Source organism: Microbacterium ulmi, from assembly GCF_011759705.1.
Lineage (GTDB): Bacteria > Actinomycetota > Actinomycetes > Actinomycetales > Microbacteriaceae > Microbacterium > Microbacterium ulmi.
Window position 1 is genome coordinate 2156880 of the sequence record NZ_JAAOZF010000001.1, and the last position, 25981, is coordinate 2182860.

26 protein-coding genes are annotated in these 25981 nt (G+C 70.4%); 15 read left to right on the plus strand and 11 right to left on the minus strand.

The window, feature by feature from the left end:
• Positions 1-69: 69 nt before the first annotated feature.
• From FHS08_RS10150 to FHS08_RS10160, 3 genes are all read right to left on the minus strand, one after another.
• Positions 70-399, minus strand: coding sequence for a metal-sensitive transcriptional regulator (locus tag FHS08_RS10150; RefSeq protein ID WP_167038603.1), 330 nt, complete (start codon positions 397-399; stop codon positions 70-72).
• Complete coding sequence (locus FHS08_RS10155; protein WP_243847472.1) at positions 396-2744, minus strand: heavy metal translocating P-type ATPase; 2349 nt, start codon at positions 2742-2744, stop codon at positions 396-398. The genes FHS08_RS10150 and FHS08_RS10155 overlap by 4 nt, the downstream gene beginning before the upstream one ends.
• Positions 2745-2908: 164 nt before the next feature.
• Positions 2909-3118, minus strand: a complete 210-nt coding sequence (locus FHS08_RS10160) for a heavy-metal-associated domain-containing protein (RefSeq protein ID WP_167038607.1) — start codon at positions 3116-3118, stop codon at positions 2909-2911.
• 228 nt (positions 3119-3346) lie between these two features.
• On the opposite strand from FHS08_RS10160, the gene FHS08_RS10165 reads away from it, so the two are divergent.
• Positions 3347-4612, plus strand: coding sequence for an ABC transporter substrate-binding protein (locus FHS08_RS10165; RefSeq protein ID WP_167038609.1), 1266 nt, complete (start codon positions 3347-3349; stop codon positions 4610-4612).
• 219 nt (positions 4613-4831) lie between these two features.
• Here the strand turns inward: FHS08_RS10165 and FHS08_RS10170 are convergent, their stop codons facing one another.
• The 4 genes from FHS08_RS10170 to FHS08_RS10185 are packed head-to-tail and all read right to left on the minus strand — an operon-like array spanning position 4832 to position 8859.
• Complete coding sequence (locus FHS08_RS10170) at positions 4832-5602, minus strand: ATP-binding cassette domain-containing protein (RefSeq protein ID WP_167039804.1); 771 nt, start codon at positions 5600-5602, stop codon at positions 4832-4834.
• 17 nt (positions 5603-5619) lie between these two features.
• The gene (locus FHS08_RS10175) at positions 5620-6633 is read right to left on the minus strand and encodes an ABC transporter ATP-binding protein (RefSeq protein ID WP_424960793.1); all 1014 of its coding nucleotides are present in this window, start codon (positions 6631-6633) and stop codon (positions 5620-5622) included.
• Entirely contained in the window at positions 6623-7600 is a 978-nt protein-coding gene (locus FHS08_RS10180; protein ID WP_167038611.1) for a branched-chain amino acid ABC transporter permease, read from the minus strand. Before FHS08_RS10180 ends, FHS08_RS10175 begins: the two co-directional genes overlap by 11 nt.
• Positions 7601-7605: 5 nt before the next feature.
• The gene (locus FHS08_RS10185) at positions 7606-8859 is read right to left on the minus strand and encodes a branched-chain amino acid ABC transporter permease (RefSeq protein WP_167038613.1); all 1254 of its coding nucleotides are present in this window, start codon (positions 8857-8859) and stop codon (positions 7606-7608) included.
• 351 nt (positions 8860-9210) lie between these two features.
• On the opposite strand from FHS08_RS10185, the gene guaB reads away from it, so the two are divergent.
• Both guaB and FHS08_RS10195 read left to right on the plus strand, forming a co-directional pair.
• Positions 9211-10713, plus strand: a complete 1503-nt coding sequence (guaB, locus tag FHS08_RS10190; protein WP_167038615.1) for an IMP dehydrogenase — start codon at positions 9211-9213, stop codon at positions 10711-10713.
• A gap of 264 nt (positions 10714-10977) precedes the next feature.
• A complete protein-coding gene (locus tag FHS08_RS10195) occupies positions 10978-11847 on the plus strand; it encodes an endonuclease domain-containing protein (RefSeq protein ID WP_243847271.1) in 870 nt (289 codons plus the stop codon).
• 266 nt (positions 11848-12113) lie between these two features.
• Here FHS08_RS10195 and FHS08_RS10200 read toward each other — a convergent pair whose 3' ends face one another.
• Positions 12114-13556: an MFS transporter gene (locus tag FHS08_RS10200; RefSeq protein WP_167038617.1), complete on the minus strand. Its 1443-nt coding sequence runs from the start codon at positions 13554-13556 to the stop codon at positions 12114-12116.
• Positions 13557-13648: 92 nt separating this feature from the next.
• Here FHS08_RS10200 and FHS08_RS10205 point away from each other — a divergent pair, with 92 nt between their 5' ends.
• The 7 genes from FHS08_RS10205 to guaA all read left to right on the plus strand — a co-directional run bounded on the left by FHS08_RS10205 (position 13649) and on the right by guaA (position 19549).
• Positions 13649-14320 (plus strand): TetR/AcrR family transcriptional regulator, encoded by a 672-nt coding sequence (locus FHS08_RS10205; protein ID WP_167038619.1) that lies wholly within the window; start codon positions 13649-13651, stop codon positions 14318-14320.
• 77 nt (positions 14321-14397) lie between these two features.
• Complete coding sequence (locus tag FHS08_RS10210) at positions 14398-15024, plus strand: TMEM175 family protein (RefSeq protein ID WP_167038621.1); 627 nt, start codon at positions 14398-14400, stop codon at positions 15022-15024.
• A 45-nt stretch (positions 15025-15069) separates the two neighbouring features.
• Positions 15070-15348 carry a DUF2277 domain-containing protein gene (locus tag FHS08_RS10215; protein ID WP_167038623.1) on the plus strand — a complete coding sequence of 93 codons (279 nt, stop codon included), beginning with the start codon at positions 15070-15072 and terminating at the stop codon, positions 15346-15348.
• A gap of 70 nt (positions 15349-15418) precedes the next feature.
• Positions 15419-16537 (plus strand): GuaB3 family IMP dehydrogenase-related protein, encoded by a 1119-nt coding sequence (locus FHS08_RS10220; protein WP_167039810.1) that lies wholly within the window; start codon positions 15419-15421, stop codon positions 16535-16537.
• Positions 16534-17403: an SURF1 family protein gene (locus FHS08_RS10225; RefSeq protein WP_424960794.1), complete on the plus strand. Its 870-nt coding sequence runs from the start codon at positions 16534-16536 to the stop codon at positions 17401-17403. The genes FHS08_RS10220 and FHS08_RS10225 overlap by 4 nt, the downstream gene beginning before the upstream one ends.
• Before the next feature lie 50 nt (positions 17404-17453).
• On the plus strand, positions 17454-17969 hold the full coding sequence (locus tag FHS08_RS10230) for a DUF3817 domain-containing protein (protein ID WP_167038625.1): 516 nt from the start codon (positions 17454-17456) through the stop codon (positions 17967-17969).
• A complete protein-coding gene (gene guaA / locus FHS08_RS10235; protein ID WP_167038627.1) occupies positions 17966-19549 on the plus strand; it encodes a glutamine-hydrolyzing GMP synthase in 1584 nt (527 codons plus the stop codon). The genes FHS08_RS10230 and guaA overlap by 4 nt, the downstream gene beginning before the upstream one ends.
• Positions 19550-19749: 200 nt before the next feature.
• Here guaA and FHS08_RS10240 read toward each other — a convergent pair whose 3' ends face one another.
• Positions 19750-20463 carry an MBL fold metallo-hydrolase gene (locus FHS08_RS10240; RefSeq protein WP_167038629.1) on the minus strand — a complete coding sequence of 238 codons (714 nt, stop codon included), beginning with the start codon at positions 20461-20463 and terminating at the stop codon, positions 19750-19752.
• Between the two features lie 78 nt (positions 20464-20541).
• On the opposite strand from FHS08_RS10240, the gene FHS08_RS10245 reads away from it, so the two are divergent.
• From FHS08_RS10245 to FHS08_RS10260, 4 genes are all read left to right on the plus strand, one after another.
• On the plus strand, positions 20542-21066 hold the full coding sequence (locus FHS08_RS10245; RefSeq protein ID WP_167038631.1) for a TetR/AcrR family transcriptional regulator: 525 nt from the start codon (positions 20542-20544) through the stop codon (positions 21064-21066).
• A gap of 89 nt (positions 21067-21155) precedes the next feature.
• Positions 21156-21599, plus strand: a complete 444-nt coding sequence (locus FHS08_RS10250; RefSeq protein ID WP_167038633.1) for a nitroreductase family deazaflavin-dependent oxidoreductase — start codon at positions 21156-21158, stop codon at positions 21597-21599.
• Positions 21600-21707: 108 nt separating this feature from the next.
• Positions 21708-22322 (plus strand): ClpP family protease, encoded by a 615-nt coding sequence (locus tag FHS08_RS10255; RefSeq protein WP_167038635.1) that lies wholly within the window; start codon positions 21708-21710, stop codon positions 22320-22322.
• Entirely contained in the window at positions 22322-22915 is a 594-nt protein-coding gene (locus tag FHS08_RS10260; protein WP_167038637.1) for a ClpP family protease, read from the plus strand. The genes FHS08_RS10255 and FHS08_RS10260 overlap by 1 nt, the downstream gene beginning before the upstream one ends.
• Positions 22916-22924: 9 nt before the next feature.
• Here FHS08_RS10260 and FHS08_RS10265 read toward each other — a convergent pair whose 3' ends face one another.
• Positions 22925-23257, minus strand: a complete 333-nt coding sequence (locus tag FHS08_RS10265; protein WP_167038639.1) for a helix-turn-helix domain-containing protein — start codon at positions 23255-23257, stop codon at positions 22925-22927.
• Positions 23258-23344: 87 nt separating this feature from the next.
• Between FHS08_RS10265 and FHS08_RS10270 the strand changes: the two genes are divergently transcribed.
• Positions 23345-24754: a glycosyltransferase gene (locus FHS08_RS10270; protein WP_341800383.1), complete on the plus strand. Its 1410-nt coding sequence runs from the start codon at positions 23345-23347 to the stop codon at positions 24752-24754.
• Here FHS08_RS10270 and FHS08_RS10275 read toward each other — a convergent pair.
• Positions 24712-25956, minus strand: coding sequence for a non-homologous end-joining DNA ligase LigD (locus tag FHS08_RS10275; protein WP_167038641.1), 1245 nt, complete (start codon positions 25954-25956; stop codon positions 24712-24714). The genes FHS08_RS10270 and FHS08_RS10275 overlap by 43 nt on opposite strands.
• Between the last annotated feature and the right edge of the window lie 25 nt (positions 25957-25981).

The following is a 25981-nucleotide window of genomic DNA, read 5'->3' on the forward strand; positions in this document are numbered from 1 at the left end:
GGGAAGTGGGCGAGACGGCATCGAGACGGCATCGAGCCGGGGGAACGGAGACCCGCGGGACCGCGCGGGTCAGCGCACGAGCCGGGCGATCGCCTGGGTCGCCTCGCGGATCTTCTCGTCGGCCTCGTCGCCGCCGAGCCGCGCCGCATCCACGACGCAGTGGCGCAGATGGTCGTCGAGCAGCCCGATCGCGACGGCCTCGAGCGCGCTCGTGAGGGCGCTGATCTGAGTGAGGATGTCGATGCAGTACTTCTCGTCGTCGACCATCTTGTGGATGCCGCGGGCCTGCCCCTCGATGCGCTTGAGGCGGTTGAGGTACTTGTCCTTGTCGGTGATGTAGGCGTGCCCGACGACAGGATCGGCGCCCGGCTCGTGGACGTGCACGTGCGTGTCGGTCATGGCTTCTCCTCGACGTGGTGGTGTGCGGGTGCGGTCGCGGGCCCGGGTCGAACCGGGGGAAGATCCGTCGCGCGGCTGCGGAACCGCCGCAGCCGCAGGCTGTTGCCGACGACGAAGACGCTCGAGAACGCCATCGCGGCTCCCGCGATCATGGGATTGAGCAGGCCGAGCGCCGCGAGCGGGATCGCCGCGACGTTGTACGCGAAGGCCCAGAACAGGTTCGTTCGGATCGTGCCGAAGGTGCGGCGCGACAGCCGGATCGCATCGGCTGCGCTTCGGAGGTCGCCGCGGACGAGGGTGACATCGGACGCCTCGATCGCGGCATCCGCCCCCGTGCCCATGGCAAGGCCCAGGTCGGCCTGCGCGAGAGCGGCGGCGTCGTTGACGCCGTCGCCCACCATGGCGACGACGCGGCCCTCGGCCTGCAGCCCCTTCACGACCTCGACCTTCTCGTGGGGGAGCACCTCGGCGATGACGCGGTCGATGCCGACCTCGTCCGCGATCCGCCGCGCGACGGCCTCGTGATCGCCCGTGAGCAGGACCGGATCGAGCCCGAGCGCCCGCAGCTGGGCGACGGCCTCGCGGCTGGTCGGCTTGACGCGATCGGCGACGGACAGGATGCCGCGCACCTCGCCGTCCCACGCGACCAGCACGGCCGTCCGACCCGCCGTCCGCTCGGCGGCGAGCGCGGCATCGAGCGCCTCGTCCGGGCGCAACGACCACTCGGCGAGGAGCTCCTCGCGCCCGACGAGCACGGCGTGCCCGTCGACGACGCCCGAGACGCCCGTGCCGGGGTGATTCTGGAACGATTCGACGCCCGGCAGCTCGCCGACCTCGGCGGTCGCGTCGCGCGCGATCGCCTGCGCGACGGGGTGCTCCGACGCGTCCTCGACCGCCCCGGCGAGCCGCAGCAGCTCGGCGCGGGCGGCCGCGGCATCCTCCGAAGTCCGCAGAATCGCGCCCGCATCGGACGATTCTGCGTGGATGCTGCGGGCTTCGCGCGATTCTGCGAGGTTCGAGGCGGTTTCGACGACGACGCCCGTGAGCGCCATCCGCCCGCTCGTGACGGTGCCGGTCTTGTCGAGCACGATCGTGTCGACGGCGCGCGTGGACTCGAGCGTCTCGGGACCGCGGATCAGGATGCCGAGCTGCGCTCCGCGGCCGGTTCCGACCAGCAGGGCGACAGGCGTCGCGAGCCCGAGCGCACAGGGGCACGCGATGATGAGGACCGCGACGGCCGCGGTGAACGCCGCCTCGGCGCCGGCGCCGGCGAGCAGCCACACCGCGAGCGTCGCGAGCGCGATGACGATCACGACGGGGACGAAGACCCCGGAGATGCGGTCGGCGAGGCGCTGGACGCGGGCCTTGCCGCTCTGCGCCTCGTCGACGAGCCGCGCCATCTGCGCGAGCTGCGTGTCGGAGCCGACGCGGGTCGCGCGCACGGCGAGGCGTCCGCCCGCGTTGACGGTCGCCCCGACGACGGCGTCGCCCACGGCGACCTCGACGGGCACGGACTCGCCCGTGACCATCGACGCGTCGACGGCGGAGGAACCGCCCGTCACGATGCCGTCGGTGGCGATCTTCTCGCCCGGGCGCACGACGAACTCGTCGCCGACGCGCAGCTGCGAGGCGGGGATGCGCACCTCGCCGCCGTTGCGCAGGACCGCGACATCCTTCGCCCCGAGCTCGAGCAGCGCCCGCAGCGCGTTGCCCGCGCGCCGCTTGGAGCGGACCTCGAAGTACCGGCCGGCGAGGACGAACATCGTCACTCCCGCCGCGACCTCGAAGTAGACGTCGCCGGCGCCGTCGCCCGGCGCGATCGTCCACTCGAAGCCGTGGGTCATGCCGATCATGCCGGCGCTGCCGAAGATGAGCGCGTAGAGAGACCAGACGAACGCCGCCGTGACGCCGATCGAGATGAGGGTGTCCATCGTGGCCGCGCCGTGGCGGAGATTGATCCACGTCGCGCGGTGGAACGGCCATGCCGCCCATGTCACGACGGGTGCCGCCAGCGCGAGCGAGACCCACTGCCACCCCGGGAACTGGAGAGCGGGAGCCATCGCGAGCACGATGACGGGGATCGCGAGCGCGATCGCGCCGATGAGCCGCGCGCGCAGCGGGCCGAGCTCCATGTCGTGGTCGTGCTCGTCGTGCTCGTGCTCGGGCGGCTGGGGGAGCGCGGCCGTGTAGCCGGTCTTCTCGACCTCCGCGATGAGCAGAGCGGGGTCGAAGCCCGCGGGAACCGTCGCCTGCGCCTTCTCGGTCGCGTAGTTGACGGATGCCGTGACCCCGTCGATGCGGTTGAGCTTCTTCTCGATCCGCATGGCGCACGACGCGCACGTCATCCCGCCGATCTCGAGCTCGACGCGGCTCTCAGCGGTCGGGGCGCCGTGCTGCGGGGCGCCGTGCTGCAGGGCGCCGTGCTGGGTGCCGCGGTGCGGGGCCGCCTCGTGTCCGGTCGTGCCGTGCGGGGCGGCGCCGTGGGTCGTGCCGTGGCGCGTGGCGTCCATCAGACGCGCACCGCCTCGTACCCCGCCTCGTCGACGGCGGCGATGACGTCGGCGTCGGCCAGGGGAGCGGACGCGGTCACGACCAGCCGGCCCGTCTTGGCGCTGACCTCGATGTCCTCGACGCCCGCGATCTTGGCGACCTCGCTGCGGACGGATGCCTCGCAATGCCCGCAGCTCATGCCTGTGACCTGGAACTCGTTCGTCGTCATGTCTCGTCCTTCTGCTCGTGAGGATACCCCGGAGGGGTACCTGTTCCCAACTCTATACCCACCAGGGGTATTCCGCCCCGGCGGGACGAGGCATCCGTCGGTTCATAACGATTCGGTCGCGTTACACATCGTTAACGAAAGGCAATACTCCCGAGACAGGGCCGCGATTAGGTTTGACGCACTGGGTCGGTGCCCGAGCCCGCCCGTGTCAACACAGCAAGGAGCAACATGAGCGTCTTCACACGTTCGCGCGTCGCCAAAGTTCTCGGCGGAGTCGCGATCGCCGGCGCCAGCGCCCTCGTCCTGGCCGGCTGCGCCAGCACGGGTGGGGGAGCCGGCACGACCACCCCGACGACCGAGGAGCGCGACCTCACGCTCAAGGTCGGAACCGTTCTGCCTCAGACCGGCAGCCTCGCATTCCTCGGCCCGCCCGAGGAGGCTGGCGCTCTGCTCGGTGTCAAGGAGGTCAACGACGCCAAGAAGGGCATCACGATCGACCTCACCCGCGGTGACTCGGGCGACGCCGACAACAAGGCCTTCGAGACCACGGTTCCCAAGCTTCAGAGCGAGGGCGTCTCGGCGATGATCGGCGCGGCCGCGTCGGGCGTCACGAAGCTCTTCCTCGACAGCAACGTGTCGGCCGGGATCATCACGTTCTCGCCCGCCAACACATCGCCCGACTTCACGACGTGGGATGACGACAACCTCTACTGGCGCACGGCACCGAGCGACCTGCTTCAGGGCGAGGTCCTCGGCAACCTGATCGCCGAGGACGGCCACAAGAACATCGGCATCATCTACCAGAACGACGCCTACGGCACGGGCCTCTACGGCGTCGTCAAGGATGTCTTCGAGTCGACAGGCGGCACCGTCGTCGCGGCGGAGTCCTACAACGACGGTGACGGCCAGTTCGACGCGCAGGTCTCGGCGATCGCGGCGGCCAAGCCCGACGCGGTCGTCCTCATCACGTTCGACCAGTTCTCGACGATCGCTCCGCTCCTGGTGAACGCGGGTGTCGAGGCGAAGAACTTCTACCTCGTCGACGGCAACCTCAAGCAGTGGGGAGACAAGGTCTCCGTCTCGCTCGAGGGCGCGAAGGGCACGACGCCTGGCCCCGTGCTCGAGGACGACTTCAAGGATCGTCTGAACGCGGCATGGGCCGATGAGGGCGGCAGCGAGCTCCAGGACTTCTCCTACGCGGCTGAGTCCTACGACGCGGTCGTGCTCCTCGCTCTGGCCTCGCTTTCGGCCAACTCCACCGAGGGCGCCGACATCGCGGCCAAGCTCCAGGAGGTCTCGGGCGGTTCCGGCGACGGTGAGAAGTGCACATCGTTCGCCGACTGCGCCGACATCATCCTCGCGGGCGGCGTGCCGGACTACGACGGCTACTCCGGTGGCGTCAAGTTCGACGAGAACGGCGACCCGACGGAGGCCTCGATCGGCATCTTCCAGTTCGGTGCCGACAACAACCACACGCGCATCGAGACCAGGTAGTCACACCGATCGCGCAGGAGGGGCCCAGGAGCGATCCTGGGCCCCTCCTGTCGTGTCCGGTGTGCCGGGACCGCCCAGACACTCCCCCCGGTGCTGCGGGCGCGTCCTCGACACCCGACGAGCCGGCACGAGGGTCTCTTGGTCGATGCTCAGGCGCGCGAAAGACGAGTGGAGCGGATGCCTCTCGGCATCCGCTCCACTCGTCGTGCGTCGTGCGGATCAGTGCTCTTCGGTGCCCAGCGTGCCGAGGTAGAGACCGACCACCTTGGGGTCGTTGAGCAGTTCGCGACCCGAGCCGTGGTAAGCATCGCGGCCCTGGTCGAGGACGTAGCCGCGGTCGCAGATCTGCAGGCAGCGGCGAGCGTTCTGCTCGACCATTATCGTCGTGACGCCGGCCTTGTTGATGTCGGAGACCCGGATGAAGGCGTCGTCCTGACGAACGGGCGACAGGCCCGCACTGGGCTCGTCGAGCAGCAGCACGGAGGGATCCATCATGAGCGCGCGCGACATCGCTACCATCTGACGCTCGCCGCCGGAGAGCGAGCCTGCGCGCTGCTTGAGGCGCTTGCTCAGCTCGGCGAAGATGCCCGTGACGAAGTCGAGGCGCTCGGCGTAGATCTTGGGGTTCTGGAAGAGCCCCATCTGCAGGTTCTCCTCGATCGAGAGCGAGGGGAAGACGTTGTTCGTCTGCGGCACGAAGGCGACACCGCGGCGCACGAGCTTGTCAGCCTTGAGCCCGACGATGCTCTCGCCGTTGACAGTGATGTCGCCCTCGCGCACCTTCACGAGGCCGAAGATCGCCTTGAGCAGCGTCGACTTACCGGCACCGTTCGGACCGATGATGCCGATCAGCTCGCCCTTGCGAGCGACCAGGTTGGCGCCGTTGATGATGTTGATGCCGGGGAGATAGCCCGCGAACAGATCGGTGACCTCGACGACGACACGGTCGGTCTTCGCGGCCTCCTGCGTCTCGCTCTGTGCGCGCCCGATCCCCGAAGTCGTATCGGTCACTTGGTCTCCTCCTCGGCCTCTGCGAGTGCCGACTGCTCTTCCTCGCGGATCTCCTCGAGGAGCTCCTTGGCCTCTTCGCCAAGCTCGCCCTCGACGCGGCCCGTCACGACGCCGAGGTCGACGTCCTGGTGGCTGCCGAGGTAGGCATCGATGACGGCCTGATCCTGCATGACGGTGTCAGGCGGGCCCTCTGCGACGACCTTGCCCTCGGCCATCACGACGACCCAGTCGGCGATGTGGCGGACCATGTGCATGTCGTGCTCGACGAAGAGCACCGTCATCCCAAGGTCCTTGAGGCCGAAGATGTGGTCGAGCAGCGACTGTGTAAGCGCCGGGTTGACGCCGGCCATAGGCTCGTCGAGCATGACGAGCTGCGGGTCGCTCATGAGCGCGCGCGCCATCTCAAGGAGCTTACGCTGACCGCCCGAGAGCGACGCGGCGAAGTCCTGCTCCTTCGCATCGAGCTTGAAGCGCGCGAGGAGATCACGCGCCTTCGCCTCGTTGGCGGTCTCCTGCGAGCGCCAGATCGTCGGGATGAAGGCCTGCCAGAACTTCTCGCCCTTCTGACCCGTCGAGCCGAGCTTCATGTTCTCGAGCACCGTCAGCAGCGAGAGCGCCTTCGTGAGCTGGAACGTGCGCACCTGGCCCATGCGGGCGACCTTGAACGCGGGGATTCCGGCGAGGTTCTTGCCGTCGTACGACCACGTCCCCGTGTTCGGCTTGTCGAAGCCGCACAGCAGGTTGAACAGGGTCGTCTTGCCGGCGCCGTTGGGTCCGATGAGCGCGGTGATGGCGTTGCGGGGGATCTCGAGGTGCGCGACGTCGACGGCCGTGAGTCCGCCGAAGCGGCGCGTCACGTTGTCGACCACCATGATGGGGTCGACCTTCGCGACGCCGGGAACGGGCTCGCCCTTCGCGAGTCCCTGCGACTTCTGGCGCGCGATGCTGCCCGTCGCCGGGGGAGCGGAGCCCGGCTCGAGATCCGGTGTGCTGTTCAGATCACTTGACAAAGGTCATCTCCCTCTTGTCGCCGAGGATGCCCTGCGGACGGAAGATCACGAGGAGCATGAGGGACACGCCGACGAGGATGAAGCGCAGCGTGCCGGCCTGGATGTCGGTCATCGGCAGCCATCCGGCCGCAGCCATCTCGGGCAGCAGGTTGCCGAGCAGTGCCATCACCATCCAGAAGATCACGGCGCCGAGCGACGGGCCGAAGATCGTCGACGCGCCGCCGAGCAGGAGGATCGTCCAGAGGAAGAACGTGAGCGACGTCGTGTAGCTCGAGGGGACGACGGCCGACGGCAGGACGTAGACGATGCCGCCCATCGCGCCGATCACGCCGCCGACGACGAGAGCCTGCATCTTGTAGGCGAAGACGTTCTTGCCGAGCGCGCGCACGGCATCCTCGTCCTCACGGATGCCCTTGAGGACGCGACCCCAGGGGCTGCGCATGAGGGCCCACACGACGTAGATCGCGATCGCGAGCAGGAACAGTCCGAAGACGCGCACCCACAGCCCGTCCTGATTGAACTGCCACGGACCGATGCCGTACTGGCCCGGAGGGAACGGGTTTGCGGCCCGGAAGCCCTCGTGGTAGCCGCCTAGGCCGTCAGCCGAGTTCGTCCACTTGTCGAAGATCTGCGTCGTGAACAGGAGCCGGACGATCTCGGCGGCGGCGATCGTCACGATCGCGAGATAGTCGGCGCGCAGGCGCAGCGTCGGGATGCCGAGGATGATCGCGAACAGCGCGGCCAGGAGGAGACCGACGATCATGCCGACCCACCAGGGCAGCCCGAAGCTCAGGACCGAGATGGCGTATCCGTAGCCGCCGAGCGCCATGAACCCGGCCATGCCGAAGTTGAGCAGTCCTGCGAAGCCGAAGTGCACGGCCAGGCCCGTCGCCGCGAGCGCGTACGCGATCGTGACGGGGCTCAGTAGATAGCTGAGCGTGTTTCCGAGGATGGCGCCCCAGTCCATGGCGGCTACCCCAATCTCTCTTTGCGACCGAGAAGACCTTGCGGTCTCACGAGGAGGATCACGATCAGCACGACGAGGGCGCCCGCGTACTTGAGGTCGGAAGGGATCCACAGTGTGGACGCCTCGACGACGATGCCCACGATGAGCGAGCCGAGGAGGGCCCCGAACGCCGTGCCCAGGCCGCCGAGCGTGATGGCCGCGAAGATGAGCAGCAGCATCTGCGTGCCCATGTCCCACCGCAGGCCGGGACGGAAATACGCCCACAGGATGCCGGAGAGCGCCGCCAGCCCGCCCGCGACGATCCACACGATCCGGATGATGCGGTCGACGTTGATACCCGAGGCGGACGCCAGTTGGGGATTGTCGGATATCGCACGGGTCGCCTTGCCGATGCGTGTGCGCAGGAGGAAGTAGGCGACGCCGAGGATCACAACGATGCTGACGCCCATGCTGACGAGGTCGATGTAGGAGAGCGAGATGGGCCCGAACTGCAGCGGCGTGGGGCTCGCGCCGGGGAGCTGGTAGGAGCTGCCGCCGAGCACGTACTGGAAGGAGTACCGAAGCGCGAGAGAGAGGCCGATGCTCACGATCATGAGCTGGACGACGCCGAGGCCTCGTCTTCGCAGAGGTCGCCAGAGTACGACATCCAGGGCGAGTCCCAGCCCGAGCCCCGCGATGAGCGCGACCAGGATGCCGAGCCACAGGGGTCCCTGCCAGAACACGCTGACGATGAGGGTCACCATCGCGCCCCATGTCACCATCTCGCCGTGTGCGAAGTTCGACAGGCCCGTCGTCCCGTAGATGAGGGCGGCGCCCATCGCGGCGAGCGCTAGGAGCAGGCCGAAGTTGAGTCCGTTGACGAGGCGGACCATCAGCTGGTCCAAGAAGGACTGCGTGACGCGCTCGCCCTCACCGAGGAACAGATTGACGATCTTGGAGCCGGTGAGGCCGAACTCGACCTCCTGGGAGGCCGAGTCGCCCTGCACGATGACGCCGTCGGGAAGGGTCGACTCGTCGACCGTCAGGGTGTAGGTCGCCTTCTCCGGCACGTACAGGCGCCAGCGGCCATCGGCATCCGTCTTCGTCTCTGCGTCAAAGCCCTCGCCTTCGACCGAGACGACGACGCCTTCGATCGGCTTCTCCTCGAAGGTGATGACTCCGGCGAAGTAGAAGTCCGTCTTCTCCTGATCGTCACCCGGGGCGGCGTGCGCTGCGGGTGCGCCGACGAAGACCATCGTGGCCGCGATCAGCACCCCCATCAGAGCGACGAGCCACGGCGCTGTCCGCCGTGCGGGGGCAGTCGTAGGACCCACAGAACCTCCAGTACCAGCACCACGCACACCGAAGCTGGGGTCGCATCGGCCGTGATGAACGACGCTACGAGCGTAATGTGTCGATTCTGTTTCGGATATACACCGAGTTCGCATCGTGGTTCATCCGTTCCCGTGCGGTGTCCCGCGCCCGAGTGCCGTTCGCCCGGACGCCGCTCGGAATGAAATCACAGGCGCCGCGCTTAGAATTCAGTACGGCGCGCCTCGCGCGCACCGGACGTGGCCGACCACCCCCGAGCAAGGCGTCGGCTGCCCGCAGCTCAGCGCGCAGGAGAACACATGGAGCACAACGACCCCTTCGGCTTCGTCGGACTCACGTACGACGACGTCCTGCTGCTTCCGGGTCACACCGACGTCATCCCGAGCGAGGCCGACACGTCGTCGCGCGTGACGCGACGGATCACCGTCGCGACGCCGCTCCTCTCCAGCGCGATGGACACCGTCACCGAGGCGCGCATGGCGATCGCGATCGCGCGCGAGGGCGGCCTCGGCATCATCCACCGCAACCTCTCCATCGAGGAGCAGGCGGCGATGGTCGACCGCGTCAAGCGCAGCGAGTCGGGCATGATCACCGACCCCATCACGACGACCCCCGAGGCCACGATCGACGAGGTCGACGCGCTGTGCGCGCAGTACCGCATCTCGGGCCTACCCGTCGTCGACCCCGGCGGCCGCCTCGTCGGCATCATCACGAACCGCGACATGCGCTTCGTCTCCGGATTCGAGCGTCAGTCGACCCTCGTCAAGGACGTCATGACGACCGAGAACCTCGTGACGGCATCCGTCGGCGTCGGGGCAAACGAGGTCATCGCGACCTTCGCGAAGCACCGCGTCGAGAAGCTCCCCCTCATCGACGAGGACGGCAAGCTCGCGGGACTCATCACGATCAAGGACTTCGACAAGAGCGAGAAGTACCCCCTCGCGACCAAGGACGAGCAGGGCAGGCTGCGCGTCGGCGCGGCGATCGGCTTCTTCGGCGACGCGTGGCAGCGCGCCGAGGCCCTGCGCGACGCCGGCGTCGACGTCCTCGTGGTCGACACGGCCAACGGACAGTCTGCGGGCGTCATCGACATCGTCACGCGTCTCAAGGCCGACGCGAGCTTCGCCCACATCGACGTCATCGGCGGCAACGTCGCGACTCGCGAGGGCGCGCAGGCGCTCATCGACGCGGGAGTGGATGCCGTCAAGGTCGGCGTCGGCCCTGGCTCGATCTGCACGACGCGCATCGTCGCGGGCGTCGGCGTGCCCCAGGTCACGGCGATCTACGAGGCGTATCTCGCGGCTCGCGAGGCCGGCATCCCCGTCATCGCCGACGGCGGCCTGCAGTACTCGGGCGACATCGCGAAGGCTCTCGTCGCGGGCGCCGACACGGTCATGCTGGGGTCGCTCCTCGCCGGCACCGACGAGTCGCCGGGCGAGATCGTCTTCCAGGGCGGCAAGCAGTTCAAGCTGTATCGCGGCATGGGCTCGCTCGGCGCCCTCCAGACCCGCGGCAAGAAGACGTCGTACTCGAAGGACCGCTACTTCCAGGCCGACGTCCCCAGCGACGACAAGCTCATCCCCGAGGGCATCGAGGGCCAGGTCGCGTATCGCGGTCCGGTCTCGGCCGTGGCGTACCAGCTCGTCGGCGGGCTTCGCCAGTCGATGTTCTACGTCGGCGCACGCACGGTCGACGAGCTCAAGGCCAAGGGCAAGTTCGTCCGCATCACCCCTGCGGGCCTGAAGGAGTCGCACCCGCACGACGTGCAGATCGTCGTCGAGGCGCCCAACTACAAGCGCTGAGCCGGTTCGCAGAGGGGATGCCGCGAGGCATCCCCCTCCTGACGTCTGGCGTGGCGGCCGTTCGGCCGCGGTGTCCCCTCACAGACGTCGCAGTCTCGCGGGCTTCTCGCACGTGCCGGCGGGTTCGGGTGCGAGCTCGGCGCGATTCTGCGAAGACTGTGAGATCGGACGTCTTCGCCCCCACATCGGCAGGACGAGCGCGGGTCTCCACAGAACACGCCTCGCCGGGGCGCGGTGGGGCTGCATGGCGGGCACGCTTCGGGGATGGCCGCACCCAAGAAGACCCTGTCCCAGTCGATGGAGTGGCTGCGGAACGCGGGTGGAATCGCCCACCGCGACGACATGCTGCGCGCCGGATTCACGATCGCGCTGGTGCGCGAGGTCGTCCGCAGAGGCCGTGCCGATCTGATCCGCCGCGTATGGGTCGCGACGCCCGATGCACCCGACGAGCTGCGCACGGCTGCGCGCGCGGGGGCCAGGCTCACGTGCGTCTCGCTCGCCCGCAGGCGCGGGTGGTGGATGCCCGAGGGCGTCGGGCCAGAGCTCCACCTGCACCTCGTCCCCGGGTCGGGATCGCCGCGGCTCGCCGACGACTGGCCGGGCGTGACGCACTGGACGAAGCCGCTCGGACCCACGGGCCGCACGCTCGTGGGCGGCGTGGAGGATGCGCTCGCGCACATCGCGCTGTGCCTGCCCCACGACAGCGCCCTCGTCCTGTGGGAGTCGGCCGCACGGGTCGAGGGCCTGGCGGCCGACGCCCTGCGCGGCATCCCATGGACCTCGCGCGCAGCGTGCGGACTCGCCGATGAGGTCACAGGTCTGTCCGACTCGGGACTCGAGTCGCTCGTCGCGACTCCGCTGCGTCGGCTCGGACTCCGGATCACGCAGCAGCAGAAGATCGCGGGCCGACCCGTCGACCTCCTGGTGGGCGACCGGCTCGTGATCCAGATCGACGGGTGGCAGTTCCACTCGTCCAGCGCGCAGCGCAGTCAGGACATCGCACACGACGCCGAGCTGCGGCTGCGCGGCTACACGGTCTTCCGCTTCGCTTACGCCCAGGTCGTCCACGACTGGCCTGCTGTCGAGTCGACGATCCGTCGCGCCGTCGTCGCGCGGCTGCACCTCGCCGCGTGAGGCTCACAAACTTCGCAGAATCGCGCGAACTCCGCACTGATCCGGCGATCGGGTGCGAGCTTGGTGCGATTCTGCGAAGCCTGTGAGGGGGATGCCGCGCGGCACGCCCCTCACGCACATCCGCCCACGGGCCTGCGGTCCATGCGTCCCCTCACAGACGTCGCAGTCTCGCGGCTTCCTCGCACCGGCCAGCGGGCTCGGGTGCGAGCTCGGCGTGATTCTGCGAACACTGTGAGAGAACGGATGCCGCGGCATCCCCTCACCCGTCAGACCGGCGCGAGCTCGGGCTCGCGGTCGGCATCCGGCTCGGCGGCCACCGCGCGCGACGACCGTCCTGCGGGGAGCCGGAGCCCCGCGATCGCCGCGGCGAACAAGACTGCGGCGCCCACGAGCACGGCGGGCCGTGCGGCGTCGACGTACAGGTCGGGCTGCAGCTCGCCGCCTGCGCCGACGAAGATCGCGGTCATGACAGCCGTGCCGAGCGCGATGCCGATCTCGCGCACGGTCGAGTTGACGCCCGACGCCTTCGCGTGGTCCGTCGCACCGAGAGTCGCGAGCAGGGCCGTGGCCGACGGGGCGAACACGAGTCCCATGCCGACCCCCGCCATGATGAACGGCGCCACGAGGAGTGCGTACTCGAGCGTCTCCGACATCGTGAGCGCGATCCACAGCAACGCGACCGACTGCAGTCCGAGGCCTGCGATCATGAGCGCGCGCGTCCCGACGCGCGGCGCGAAGATGCCCGCGAGCGGCGCGACGAACATGGGAGCGAGCGTCCACGGCGTCGTCTGCACGGCGGCCTCGAGGGGTGTGGATCCCTGCACGACCTGCATGTACTGGATCAGGATGAACACGGCCCCGAACGTGCCGAAGCTGAACGCGAAGCCGACGACGTTCGTGAGGGAGAACGACCGGTCGCGGAACAGCCGCAGCGGCACGAGCGGCGCCTTCGCGCGCGCCTGCCAGGCCACGAAGCCGGCCAGCAGCACGGCACCTGCGACGATCTCGGCGATGACCCCCGCCGACGACCAGCCGTCGTCGTTGCCGCGCACGATGGCGTGTACGAGCGCGAGGACCGCGACGGCCGCGAGCACCGCGCCGACGACGTCGATGCGCGCGCGCTCGCCGAAGTCGTTGTTCAGGGAGAAGAGGGCGAGCGGTATCGCGACGAGCGCGACGGGCACGTTGAGCCAGAAGATCGCCTGCCAGTCCCAGCCCTCCATGACCGCGCCGCCGACGAGGGGGCCGACCGCGACGCCGAGCCCCGAGATCCCGCCCCACAGGCCGATCGCGAGGGGTCGGCGCTGCGGCGCGACGCCGCCGGCGATGAGCGCGAGCGAGAGGGGAAGGACGCCGGCTCCGCCGAGGCCCTGCAGCGCTCGCGCTGCGATGAGCTGGCCGGGGTCGGTGCTGAGCGCGGCGAGCACGCTGCCTGCGCCGAAGATCGCGATGCCGATGAGGAAGACCGTGCGTCGCCCGAAGCGGTCCCCGAGCGCCGACGCGATGAGGATCGCGCTCGCGAACGCGAGCGTGTACGCGTTGACGAACCACTGCAGCTCCTCGACGCTCGCGCCGAGCTGCGTATGCAGCACAGGGAGCGCGTTCGTCATGACGAGGTTGTCGAGCGTCGCCATGAACATGGGGACGGATGCCGCGGCGACGACGAGTCCGAACGGCCGATGGCGAGTGGGGGTGAGCGAGTCGCTCATGCGCCGCTCCCTTCTGTGCGGGGTGACGGTTGTAATCGGATGATTACTTGTGGCGGAGACGACTGTAGTAATCGACTGATAACATGTCAAGCATGAATTCGAACGAGGGGACGACGACGGCGTCGCGCCCCGACGCGAGCCGTCGCATGAGCTCGGAGGAACGCCGCGAGCAGATCGTCCTCGCCGCGATCGCCGTCTTCGGCGCCAAGGGCTACGTCGGCACGACGACCGACGACGTCGCGCGCGCGGCATCCGTCTCTCAGCCCTATGTCGTCCGGCTCTTCGGCACGAAGGAGAACCTCTTCCTCGAGGCGCTGCAGAGCTCGCTCGATCGGCTGCTCGACTCCTTCCGCGCCGTGCCGCCGGTCCCTCACGTCACGCCGGAGGAGCTCGCTGCGGCCCCCGACGACCTGCACGAGCGCGGGGTCGCGATGGGCCAGGCGTATCTGCGGCTCCTGCGCGTCCGCGGTCTGCACCAGCTGCTCTCGCAGGCGTTCCTGCTCGGCGGGCACCCCGTCATCGGGCCCCGCGCGCGCGAGGGGTTCGCGCGCGTGTGGCACTACCTCCGGCGTGAGGCGGGGTTCTCGACCGACGAGGCCCGGAAGTTCCTCGCCTCGGGCATGCTCATCAACACCATGATCGGCCTGCGCATGATCGAGGGGTACGGCGACGACCCGGCCCTGACGGAGCTGTTCGACGAGTGCTTCCCCCTGAGCATCCAGCTCGTGCTCGACTCCGCCCCGCGCGCCGACGAGCCCTGGTAAGACGGCAGGACGCCCGCGGAAGGCCCGCGAGCGGCCCGGCTGTCACGGGCTCGCGGTCGGGCCGCTACCCTGAGCGCATGGCCGAGGAGCCCCACTCCTTCTTCTCCGTCGCGCGCGTCGAGGCGTACACCGACGCCGTCTTCGCGATCGCGGCGACGCTGCTCGTCCTGGATCTGACGACCAACACGATCGGCGAGGTCGCATCGGACGCCGAGCTGTGGACCGCGCTCGCCGCCATGCTGCCCAATCTCCTGTCGTTCGTCATCAGCTTCCTGCTGCTGAGCAGGCTGTGGGTCATCCACTTCCAGCAGTTCCGCGAGCTCGAGCGCGCCGACGGGGTGCTCCTCTGGATCAACAACGTGCGCCTTCTGTTCATCGTGCTCATTCCGTTCACGACGAGCCTCGCCGCCGAGTACCCCGACTACGTCGCGGGCCGTGTGGCTCTCCCCGTCAACTTCTTCGTCGCGGCCCTCCTGGGGCACGCGACGTGGACATGGGCATCCGCGAAGGGCGGACACCTCCTCAAGGAGGAGGCGAAGCAGGATGCCTACCGCAGCGCGCGAGCGGGACTCAGCGCCGTGATCTGCGGCGCCGTCGCTGCCATCGTCTCGCCGTGGGTGGGCTCGTGGGGGTTCCTCGCCTACGTCTTCAACGGTCCGCTCGGGAGCCTCCTGCAGCGAAGGGCCGCGCGGCAGCGCGCCTGAGTCCAGGGGTTCAGGATGCCGCGCCCTCGGCGTATCGTCGGGGCCATGTGCCGCAGCATCCACACCCTCCACAACTTCGCCCCCGCAGCGACCTCCGAAGAGGTGCACGCGGCGGCCCTGCAGTACGTGCGCAAGATCGCGGGCACGACGAAGCCGTCGAAGGCCAATCAGGAGGCGTTCGACCGAGCCGTGCACGAGATCGCGCACCTCACGCAGCACCTGCTCGACGACCTCGTCGCGACCGTGCCGCCGAAGAACCGCGACGAGGAGGCGGCGAAGGCCCGCGCCCGCGCGGTGAAGTCCGGCCGCTACGCCATCGCGTGAGCCGCAGATCCGGTGTTCCCGCCGCATCGGTGTTCCCCGAGACGCGCCCGGGTAGGCTGAATCCGTGAGCATGGAGATCGAGCTCGGCCGCGCGAAGCGCGCCCGCCGGGCGTACGCGTTCGACGACATCGCGGTCGTGCCGTCCCGCCGCACGCGCAACCCCGAGGACGTCTCGACGGCCTGGTCGATCGACGCGTTCCAGTTCGCGATCCCCGTGCTCGGCGCTCCGATGGACTCCGTCATGAGCCCGCAGACGGCCATCATGCTGGGGCAGCTCGGCGGCCTGGGCGTCCTCGACCTCGAGGGCCTGTGGACGCGCTACGACGACCCCGCGCCGCTGCTCGCCGAGATCGCGTCGCTGCCCGATGACGCCGCGACCCGGCGCATGCAGGAGCTGTACTCCGAGCCGATAAAGCCCGCGCTCGTGCGCGACCGGCTGTCCGAGATCCGCGCGGGAGGGGTCACCGTCGCGGGCGCACTCACGCCGCAGCGCACGCAGGAGCTGTACGAGACCGTCGTGGCGGCGGGCGTGGATCTGTTCGTCATCCGCGGCACGACCGTGTCGGCCGAGCACGTCTCCAGCGCAGAGCAGCCGCTCAACCTCAAGAAGTTCATCTACGACCTCGACGTGCCCGTCATCGTCGGCGGCGCCTCGACGTACACCGCCGCGCTCCACCTCATGCGCACGGGCGCGGCCGGTGTGCTGGTCGGGTTCGGCGGCGGCGCCGCGTCGACGACCCGCGCGACCCTCGGCATCCACGCCCCCATGGCGACCGCCGTCGCCGACGTCGCAGGAGCGCGCCGCGACTACCTCGACGAGTCGGGCGGACGCTACGTGCACGTCATCGCAGACGGCGGCGTGGGCACGTCCGGCGACATCGTGAAGGCGCTCGCGATGGGGGCGGATGCCGTCATGCTCGGCGTCGCGCTCGCGCGGGCGACCGACGCGCCCGGCGCCGGGTTCCACTGGGGTCCCGAGGCCCATCACGCGAAACTCCCACGTGGCCGCCGCGTCAAGGTCGGCCAGGTCACGACGCTCGAGTCGGTGCTCTACGGCCCCGCGCCGGTCGCGGACGGCACCGCGAACCTCATCGGCGCGCTGAGGAAGTCCATGGCGACCACCGGCTACTCCGATCTCAAGGAGTTCCAGCGCGTCGAGGTCGTCGTCGCGCCGTACAACGGCGGATGACGGGCGGTCCGTCCTCGGCGGGCGCGCAGCCCGTCGAGATCTTCCCGCCGACGCTGCGCGAGGTCATGGTGCGGCCCCGGTGGATCGCGATGCTGGCGCTGTGCCTCGTCGTCGCAGGCGTGTTCGCCTGGCTCGGCCAATGGCAGCTCGGGCGTGCCCTGCAGACGAGCCCCCTGCCTCCGGGGGCGACTGAGGAGGTGCGGCCCCTCGCCGACGTCGTCGCGCCGGGCGACTACCTCCCCGAGCCCCTCGTCGGTCAGCGTGTACGGGTCGAGGGGTGGCTCGTGCCCGGGGACTTCATCGTCGTGTCGTCGCGCTTCAACGACGGCGTCGAGGGGTACTGGGTGACGGGCCAGCTGCGGGTCGAGGGCACGACGCAGCCGACGTCGCTCGCCGTCGCGCTCGGATGGGCCGCGACGAAGGACGAGGCGGATGCCGCCGCCGCGTGGCTCGACGAACGCTCCCGGGCCGTCGCCGACGCGATCGTCGACGTCGCCGCTCAGCCCGCGCCGACGTACACAGGGCGGCTCATCTCCGACGAGGGTCCCGTCGTGCCGGGCCCGAACGCCGACCCGCTCACGCTTACGCGCATGTCGCCCGCGGCGCTGCTCTCGCGCTGGCACGACATCGGCGGGCTCGACGTGTACCGGCCGTATCTCGCGGCCGAGACCGCGACGGGCGGGCTCACCGACATCGCCTCGCGGCCCCCGGGCGAGGGAGCCGGCGTGAACTGGCTCAACATCTTCTACGCGGCCGAGTGGGCCGTCTTCGCCGGCTTCGCGTTCTACCTCTGGTACCGCCTCGCGCGCGACGCATGGGAGCGGGAGGTCGAGGAGATGCAGGATGCCGAGGCCGCGGCATCCTGACCCGCTCCGCCCGAGCGGCGGCTCAGGATGCCGCGACTAGACTGGGATCCATGCCCGCAGCCCCCAAACTCGCCTCGTTCCCGGCGATCCGCGGAGCCCTGAAGTTCTACCAGATCGCCTCGATCATCACCGGCACGATGCTGCTCCTGCTCGTCGCCGAGATGATCGTCAAGTACGCGTTCGGATACGAGCTCTTCCTCGGCGGCTCCGGCGGCTTCCTCTGGTTCGCTCCCGTCGTCGACGGTCCGAACGGCCACGAGTCGACGGGCGACGGCGTCAACCTGTCGCTCGGCATCCTCATCGCGCACGGCTGGTTCTACGTCGTGTACCTGTTCTCGTGCTTCCGCGTGTGGAGCCTCATGCGCTGGCCCTTCGTGCGATTCATCGTGCTCGCCGCGGGCGGCGTCATCCCGTTCCTGTCCTTCGTCATGGAGACGATCGTCGCTCGCGACGTCAAGCGCTACCTCGCCGAGCGCGAGGCGACGACGGACGCTCCGATCGCGGATCGCTCGACGCTCACGCAGACGATCTCCACCCCGCATCCCGACGCAGAAGGCATCCGGTGACCGAGCAGACCGAGACCTCCCAGCGCCCCGTCCTCGTCGTCGACTTCGGCGCCCAGTACGCACAGCTCATCGCGCGGCGCGTGCGCGAAGCCGGCGTGTACAGCGAGATCGTGCCGCACACGGCATCCGCCGCCGAGATCGCCGCGAAGAACCCGGTCGGCATCATCCTCTCCGGCGGGCCCTCGTCGGTGTACGAAGAGGGCGCGCCCGCGCTCGACGGGGGTGTGTTCGATCTCGGCGTGCCCACCCTCGGCATCTGCTACGGCTTCCAGGTCATGGCGCAGGCCCTCGGCGGCGAGGTCGCGAACACGGGCCTGCGCGAGTACGGCGCGACGGATGCCGCGCTCGCCGGCGACGGCGGCGTGCTGCTGGGCGGGCAGCCGGCCGCGCAGAACGTGTGGATGAGCCACGGCGACCAGGTCGCCAAGGCGCCTGCGGGCTTCGACGTGCTCGCATCGACGGACGCGACCCCCGTCGCGGCGTTCGGCAGCGACGAGAAGCGCTTCTACGGCGTGCAGTGGCACCCCGAGGTCAAGCACTCCGACTACGGCCAGAACGTCATCGAGAACTTCCTGCACAAGGCGGCGGGACTGCCGGCCGACTGGAACAGCGGCAATGTCATCGCCGAGCAGGTGGAGAAGATCCGCGCCCAGATCGGCTCGGGCCGCGTCATCTGCGGCCTGTCGGGCGGAGTCGACTCCGCCGTCGCGGCGGCGCTCGTGCACAAGGCGGTCGGCGACCAGCTCGTGTGCGTCTTCGTCGACCACGGGCTCCTGCGCAAGGACGAGCGCGAGCAGGTCGAGCAGGACTACGTCGCGGCGACCGGCGTCCGGCTCGTGACGGTCGACGCGCGCGAGCGCTTCCTCAGCGCCCTCGACGGCGTGAGCGATCCCGAGCAGAAGCGCAAGATCATCGGCCGCGAGTTCATCCGCACCTTCGAGGCCGCCGAGAAGGAGCTCGTCGCCGAGGCCGCCGCCGACGGCGAGCCCATCCGCTTCCTCGTGCAGGGCACGCTGTACCCCGACGTCGTCGAGTCCGGGGGAGGCACGGGCACGGCGAACATCAAGTCGCACCACAATGTCGGCGGTCTCCCCGAAGATCTGCAGTTCGAGCTCGTCGAGCCCCTGCGCACGCTCTTCAAGGACGAGGTCCGTGCGATCGGCCGCGAGCTGGGACTGCCGGAGGTCATCGTCGCACGGCAGCCGTTTCCGGGGCCGGGCCTCGGCATCCGGATCGTGGGTGCCGTCACCGCTGACCGCCTCGAGATTCTGCGCGACGCCGACGCGATCGCGCGCGAGGAGCTGACGCGCGCGGGCCTCGACGGCGAGATCTGGCAGTGCCCCGTCGTGCTGCTCGCAGACGTCCGGTCGGTGGGCGTGCAGGGCGACGGCCGGACCTACGGGCACCCGATCGTGCTGCGTCCCGTCTCGTCCGAGGACGCCATGACGGCCGACTGGACGCGTCTGCCCTACGACGTGCTCGCCCGCATCTCCAACCGCATCACGAACGAGGTGCGCGAGGTCAACCGGGTCGTGCTCGACGTCACGTCGAAGCCGCCCGGGACCATCGAATGGGAGTGAGGGCTCGCGGCTGACTCTCGGCGGCGGGTCCGCATCGTCGCGGCTCGGCCTGTCTCCGCGCCCTCGCCCTGCAGGGTTCCCGACCTTGGCATGCAGAACTCCACAGGATCGGCGAAGGTGGGGGCGGCGGGGGCCGGGATCGGCGCGGTTCTGACCAGAACTGTGGAGTTCTGCATACGGCGGGCCGGATCGTGCCCGGGTCAGGGGGCGGCGGCGCGCACGGCGCCGGCGACGTCGGCCGGCGAGCCGCGCCACGGCGCGCCGTGACCGGGGAGGACCCACGACGCCTCGACGCCGGCGAGCTTGTCGAGCGAGTCGAGCGCGAGCGCGGGCTCGTCTGTGAACGGCGCGGGCTGGATGCCCGTGCGACCCGTCAACACGTGACGCGTCGTCAGCGCGTCGCCGACGAAGACCGCGTCGGCGATCGGCACGTGCACGGCGATGCTGCCGGGGGAGTGTCCGGGCAGCCCGATCACGCGCGGTGATCCCGGCAGCGGCAGCACGTCGCCGTCGGCGACCTCGACGACCTCGCGCAGGTGCTCCGTGCGATATCCGCCCTTCCGCAGGCTGTACGCGAAGAACCCGAGCGTCGGCGCGAAGCGCCACGCACCGAGCGAGACCTTCGGCGTGTCGCCGCCGCGGGCGCGCTCGGCGTCGGCGGCATGGACGTGCACCGCGACGCCGTGGTCTCGGCGAAGACGCTCGGCGAACCCGAGGTGGTCGCTGTCGCCGTGGGTCAGGACGACGCCCTTGACGTCGGAGGTCGATCGGCCCATCGCGGCGAGCTCCGCCTGCAGATCGCGCCAGTGTCCGCGCAGTCCTGCGTCGACGACCGTGACGCCTTCGGGGGTCACGACGAGATACGCGGCGATGATGTCGTTGCCGATGCGGTGCAGGTGCGGTCCCAGTTGCATGAGGGCTCCTTTGGCTGAATCATGGCTAATATACGTAGCTATGATAGCTTGTGTCAATAGCCATGGAAGGAGCCCGGGATGCCCACCCCCGATCGCACATCGCTCGCGGAGATCGTCGCAGCGGGCCGCGACCTGCTCGAGGTCGGCGGACCCTCGAGGGTCACGATGCAGGCCGTCTCCGAGCGCGTCGGGGTGCGGGCTCCGTCGCTCTACAAGCGTGTGCGCGATCGCGACGCGCTGATCCTGCTCCTGGCCGAGGCGACCGCGGACGAGCTGGGTGCCCGGCTCGAGGCGTCCGACGGCACGCTCGCAGGCCTCGCGCGCGCCTACCGCGCGTTCGCGCACGAGCGGCCGGAGGCGTTCCGGCTCCTGTTCACGGTCTCCGGCGCCGCCGAGCCCCTCGCGCGGGTCAGCGCTCCCGTGCTGCGCGCGGCACGGGATCTCGTGGGGGAGGCCCGCGCGCTGGATGCCGCGCGCCTTCTCACCGCATGGGCGACGGGGCACATCAGCATGGAGCTGGCGGGCGCGTTCCGGCTCGGCGGCGACATCGACGAGGCGTTCGAGTTCGGCATCCAGCGCATCGCGGCGGGCCTGCGGACGTGAGAGGCGGCGCGGATCCGAGCGCGCCAGCCGCGGCGTGCGGAGAGGTCGCGGCATCCCGCCCTCGCGCTCGCGTGCGGCAGGATGGTGCCGTGACTGCCCGCTACGTGAAGCCGACGGCCTTCGACGGCGCGTTCAACGGCGCCGTCGCGCTGCTGACCCGGCTCGGACTCTCGTTCGCGGGAAGCCGCGTGCTCGCCGTCCGCGGGCGCACGAGCGGCCAGTGGCGGACGAATCCCGTCAATCCGCTGCACGTCGACGGTGCGCGGTATCTCGTGGCGCCGCGCGGGCACACGCAGTGGGTGCGGAATCTCCGTGCCGCAGCAGAGGGCGAACTGCGCAAGGGCCGGCGCGTCGAGGCGTTCCGGGCCGTCGAGCTCGCCGATGCGGAGAAGCCGGCCATCATCCGCGAGTACCTGCGCGTGTGGGCATGGGAGGTCGGGAGGTTCTTCGAAGGCGTGGATGCCTCGTCCTCCGACGAGCGCATCCGCGAGATCGCGCCGGGGTTCCCTGTGTTCCGCATCACCCCGATCTGACGGTCCGCGCAGAGCGGCTGCATCCGTTGCGGGACCGGTCTGCCGAGAGCGGATCCGCTGTCGGCGGCGAGCGCCCACACGGCGACGGCCCGCGTGCAGGCTGATGCCATGACGGAAGACGCAAAGATCCCGCTGTTCGGAGCCGACGCGCGACGCGAGCTGTTCCATCAGCGCGTGCTCGTGCTCGACGGACCGCTCGACGACGACAACGGCACGCTGCTCGCGACGCAGCTGCTCGCGCTCGCGGCGGAGGACGAGGCATCCGACATCGCCCTGTGGATCCACTCTCCCGGAGGCTCGGTGCCCGCGATGCTCGCGATCCGCGACATCATGCGACTCGTCCCCAACGACGTGTCGACGCTCGCGGTAGGGCTCGCCTGCAGTGCCGGGCAGTTCCTCCTGTCCGCGGGTGCGAGGGGCAAGCGCCGGGCGCTGCCGCACGCGCGGATCCTCATGCATCAGGGCTCCGCGGGCATCGGGGGATCCGCCGGCGAGGTCGAGGTGCAGGCCGACGATCTCCGGCACCTGCGCGACACCGTGCTCGGTCTCGTCGCCGACGACACGGGACAGCCCGTCGAGCGGGTCTTCGAGGACTCCCTCCACGATCGCTGGTACACGGCCACGGAGGCGCGCGACTACGGGTTCATCGACGGGATCGTCGACGACTTCGCGCAGATCGTGCCGCGGCGCCGGCGTCCGGCGGGACTCGGGGCGGTGGCGTGATGAGCTCGTACACGATCCCGAACGTCGTGGCGCAGCATCCGCGCGGCGACCGTGTCATGGACGTCTACTCGCAGCTGCTCACGGAACGGGTCGTGTATCTCGGCACCGCGATCGACGCGGGGGTCGCCAACGCGCTCATCGCGCAGCTGCTGCACCTCGACGCCGACAGTCCCGACGCCGACATCCAGCTCTACATCAACTGCGAGGGCGGGGATCCTGCCGCGATGCTCGCCGTGTACGACACGATGCAGCACGTGCGCCCGGATGTCGCGACCACCGTCGTGGGGCAGGCGATCGGGGTGGGAGCCGTGCTGCTCGCCGCAGGGGCGACGGGCAAGCGTGCCGTGCTGCCCCACGCTCGAGTCGTGCTGCATCAGCCGGCGGGGCAGGGACGCGGCGCCATCCCCGATCTGATCCTGCAGGCCGACGAGCTCGTGCGCGTGCGCGGCGAGGTCGAGGAGATCCTCGCGCGTCACACGGGACAGGATGCCGCGAAGCTGCGCAGGGACACAGACCGCGACCGGGTCTTCACCGCCGTCGACGCGGTCGGGTACGGCCTGGCGGATCGGGTGCTGGAGCGCGGAGCGCGGTGACCCGGCTCGTCACGCGGCGAGCGCGAACGCTGCGCGGGTGGCGACGGCGGCACGTGCGTCGGTGCGGACGCGAAGATCTTCCGCGACGGCCGCCGTCAGCTCGACGAGCGTGACCTCCAGGGCGCCGGCGACGGCCGCGATCATCTCGCTCGACGGCTCCTTGAGCCCCCGCTCCATCTCGGACAGGTACTGCGGCGAGACCCCCGCGCGGTCGGCTGTGTCGGCGAGCCGCTCGCCGCGGTCGTGCCGCAGGCGGCGCAGACGGTCGCCCAGCGCATCGCGCCACAGCGGCTCGGGCGCACGAGGCGCGGTCTTGACGGGAAGAGGGACGATCTCGGCCATGCCGTCACGATAGGCCGACCGTCGATCGCGCGGCGAGCGGTTCCGCTCAGGGCAGAACGGCGCACGGCCGTAGGGGAGGATGGACGGGTGACCGACCTGCTGCCCGACGCCGAGTACCTCGTGCTCGCGAGCCGGCTCCTGCCCGATCGTGACGGCGGCTTCACGATCTCGGTGCTCCGCCGCGCCCTCGACATGGCCGACGCGGGCGCCGCGCCGACGCTGCTCACGATCGACCCGGGCGATGCCGCCGACCACGACGCCGACCGCGCAGAGTGGGTTCGTCGCGGCCTCCTTCCCGCGCCGTCGGCGCTGCGCAACCTCTTCGACGACGCGAGGGCCGATGCCTTGTGGCTGCATGCGGCGGCCCTCCCCGCTCCGATCCCCGAGAGCGGATGGCCCTACCGCGCGATCACCGACGCGGAAGGCCGCACGGTGCTCGAGCTCCCGGTCGTGAGCGGAGACCCGGCGTGGCATCTCACCGATGCGCCCGTGCGGATCTGGGACGAGTCCGGGCCGATCGGCTGGCTCCCCGGCTACGCCGGCCTTTATCGCGCGTGGCTCGACGCCTTCGCGGCACGCGCGGACAAGCCCGTCGTCGTGCTCTGCGAGGCTCGGCAGGTGGGGGAGGCGCTCGTCGCCGGCGGCGAGCCGGTGCTGGACCCCGGCATCCGGATCCTACACACGACGCACGCGTGCCACGTGCTCGCACCCTTCGCGTGGGATTCGCCGATGGACGCCGCGTGGCAGCGCTGGTTCGCCGTCGCGGACCGGTTCGACGCCGTCCTGTGGCTCACCCCGAGCCAGCAGCGCGATGCCGAGCGGCGTGTCGGGCGCGGCATCCGGTCGTTCGTCGTCCCGCACCCCGCACCGGCGCCCGCGCGCACCGCTCCCGTGCCCGTCGCGGGACGCGTCGTGATGCTCAACTCGCTCATCCCACGCAAGCGAGTGGACCACGCGCTGCGCGCCTTCGCGCGGGTGCGGGATGCCGCACCCCACGCCGAGCTGCACGTCTACGGCGACGGCGCGCAGCGCGCAGAGCTCGAGGCGCTCGCCGCGTCGCTCGGCATCGCCGAGGCGGTGACCTTCGGCGGTCAGATCGCCGACCCGTCGCGCGTGTGGGCCGAAGCCGACGCGTTCGTCCTCGCGAGCACGAACGAAGGACAGCCGCTCGTCGTGCTGGAGGCGCTCGCGCACGGCGTCCCGGTCGTGTCGTACGACATCCCCTACGGCCCGCGCGACACCCTCGCGGGCGGCGGAGGCGTCCTCGTGCCCGACGGCGATGTCGAGGCGCTCGCCTCAGCGCTGGCCGACGTGCTCGTCGACCGCGCGCTGCGCTCGCGGCTGTCGGCGGAGGGACTCGCCGCCGCCGCGACGATGGATGCCGCGGCCTCCATGAGCGCCCTCGGAGACGCCGCGCGCGCGGCTCTGTCCGACCCCGTCGTGCGTCGGGGGCGTCAGGCGCGTCCGGGCCAGGCGCGACCGGCCCACGGGTCGTAGTCGGCCAGGAGCGGCCCCTGGGCGGGGCGAGCGGCCTCGGGCACGTGCTGGAGGTTGACGCGCACGCGGTACCAGAGCGAGCTCGAGCCGCGCATGCCGTCGATGAGCACATCCGCGGGATGCAGCATCCCGGCGACGTCGGGGTTCTCCCCGCGCCAGCGCTCCAGCGCGTCGAGAGCCTCGGGACTGGTCCTGGTCCGCGCGATCTCGATGAGCGGCATCGTCGAGACCCGGCGACCCGCGCCGTCCGCGGACGAGCCGCGCGGCGCCTTCTCGGCGGGGCCGAGCTCGTCCGCGAGGGCGAGCAGCCCGTCGAGCGAGCCGACGGCGTCGTCGATGCCCGCGTGCGGGTCGCCGAGCGCCGCGAATCGCTCGGGCACGGTGAGCACCGTGAACTCCTCGGGGCGCCGGGCGCCCACCTCGTCCCACGCGAGCGGCGTCGAGACGCGCGCATCCGGCAGCGGGCGCACGGAGTAGGCGGAGGCGACCGTCCGGTCCTTGGCGTTCTGGTTGAAGTCGACGAAGACGCTCTCGCCGCGCTCCTCCTTCCACCACCGCGCAGACGCGAGCCCGGGGGCGCGGTTCTCGACTTCGCGCGCGAGCGTCTCGGCGGCGAGCCGCACGTCGGCGAACGACCGGTCGGGGGCGATCCGCACGAGGATGTGCAGCCCGCGCGATCCGCTCGTCTTGGGCCAGCCGACGAGCCCCCGATCGGCGAGGACGTCGCGCACGACGAACGCGACATCGACGATCTGCGACCAGTCGACGCCGGGCATCGGGTCGAGGTCGACGCGCAGCTCGTCCGGGTGGTCGAGATCCTCCGCGCGGACGGCGTGGGGGTTGAGGTCGAGGCATCCGAGGTTGACGACCCATGCGAGGCCCGCGGCATCCCGGATCACGGCCTCTTCGGCGGACGTGCCCGATGCGTAGCGCAGGGTCGCCGTGTCGATGAAGTCCGGGTGGTTCTCGGGCACGCGCTTCTGGAAGAACGGCTCCGCAGCGATGCCCTTCACGAAGCGCTTGAGCACCATCGGCCGGCCCGCAGCTCCCCGGAGCGCGCCGTCGGCGACGGCGAGGTAGTACCGCACGAGGTCGAGCTTCGTGAGTCGCGGCTGCGGGAACACGATCTTTCCCGGACTCGAGACGCGCACTTCGCGCCCCTCGACGTCGAGGAACTCCTCGTCCTTCGAAGACGGGCTCACGTCTGCAACGCTAGCCCGGGAACGG

Excerpts from the sequence above, each read along its gene's own strand:
- FHS08_RS10150 (WP_167038603.1), bottom strand. The coding sequence starts at position 399 with ATGACCGACACGCACGTGCACGTCCACGAGCCGGGCGCCGATCCTGTC.
- FHS08_RS10155 (WP_243847472.1), bottom strand. The coding sequence starts at position 2,744 with ATGACGTGCGCGTCGTGCGCCATGCGGATCGAGAAGAAGCTCAACCGC.
- FHS08_RS10160 (WP_167038607.1), bottom strand. The coding sequence starts at position 3,118 with ATGACGACGAACGAGTTCCAGGTCACAGGCATGAGCTGCGGGCATTGC.
- FHS08_RS10165 (WP_167038609.1), top strand. The coding sequence starts at position 3,347 with ATGAGCGTCTTCACACGTTCGCGCGTCGCCAAAGTTCTCGGCGGAGTC.
- FHS08_RS10180 (WP_167038611.1), bottom strand. The coding sequence starts at position 7,600 with ATGGACTGGGGCGCCATCCTCGGAAACACGCTCAGCTATCTACTGAGC.
- FHS08_RS10185 (WP_167038613.1), bottom strand. The coding sequence starts at position 8,859 with ATGGGGGTGCTGATCGCGGCCACGATGGTCTTCGTCGGCGCACCCGCA.
- guaB (WP_167038615.1), top strand. The coding sequence starts at position 9,211 with ATGGAGCACAACGACCCCTTCGGCTTCGTCGGACTCACGTACGACGAC.
- FHS08_RS10195 (WP_243847271.1), top strand. The coding sequence starts at position 10,978 with ATGGCCGCACCCAAGAAGACCCTGTCCCAGTCGATGGAGTGGCTGCGG.
- FHS08_RS10200 (WP_167038617.1), bottom strand. The coding sequence starts at position 13,556 with ATGAGCGACTCGCTCACCCCCACTCGCCATCGGCCGTTCGGACTCGTC.
- FHS08_RS10205 (WP_167038619.1), top strand. The coding sequence starts at position 13,649 with ATGAATTCGAACGAGGGGACGACGACGGCGTCGCGCCCCGACGCGAGC.
- FHS08_RS10210 (WP_167038621.1), top strand. The coding sequence starts at position 14,398 with ATGGCCGAGGAGCCCCACTCCTTCTTCTCCGTCGCGCGCGTCGAGGCG.
- FHS08_RS10215 (WP_167038623.1), top strand. The coding sequence starts at position 15,070 with ATGTGCCGCAGCATCCACACCCTCCACAACTTCGCCCCCGCAGCGACC.
- FHS08_RS10220 (WP_167039810.1), top strand. The coding sequence starts at position 15,419 with ATGGAGATCGAGCTCGGCCGCGCGAAGCGCGCCCGCCGGGCGTACGCG.
- FHS08_RS10225 (WP_424960794.1), top strand. The coding sequence starts at position 16,534 with ATGACGGGCGGTCCGTCCTCGGCGGGCGCGCAGCCCGTCGAGATCTTC.
- FHS08_RS10230 (WP_167038625.1), top strand. The coding sequence starts at position 17,454 with ATGCCCGCAGCCCCCAAACTCGCCTCGTTCCCGGCGATCCGCGGAGCC.
- FHS08_RS10240 (WP_167038629.1), bottom strand. The coding sequence starts at position 20,463 with ATGCAACTGGGACCGCACCTGCACCGCATCGGCAACGACATCATCGCC.
- FHS08_RS10245 (WP_167038631.1), top strand. The coding sequence starts at position 20,542 with ATGCCCACCCCCGATCGCACATCGCTCGCGGAGATCGTCGCAGCGGGC.
- FHS08_RS10255 (WP_167038635.1), top strand. The coding sequence starts at position 21,708 with ATGACGGAAGACGCAAAGATCCCGCTGTTCGGAGCCGACGCGCGACGC.
- FHS08_RS10260 (WP_167038637.1), top strand. The coding sequence starts at position 22,322 with ATGAGCTCGTACACGATCCCGAACGTCGTGGCGCAGCATCCGCGCGGC.
- FHS08_RS10265 (WP_167038639.1), bottom strand. The coding sequence starts at position 23,257 with ATGGCCGAGATCGTCCCTCTTCCCGTCAAGACCGCGCCTCGTGCGCCC.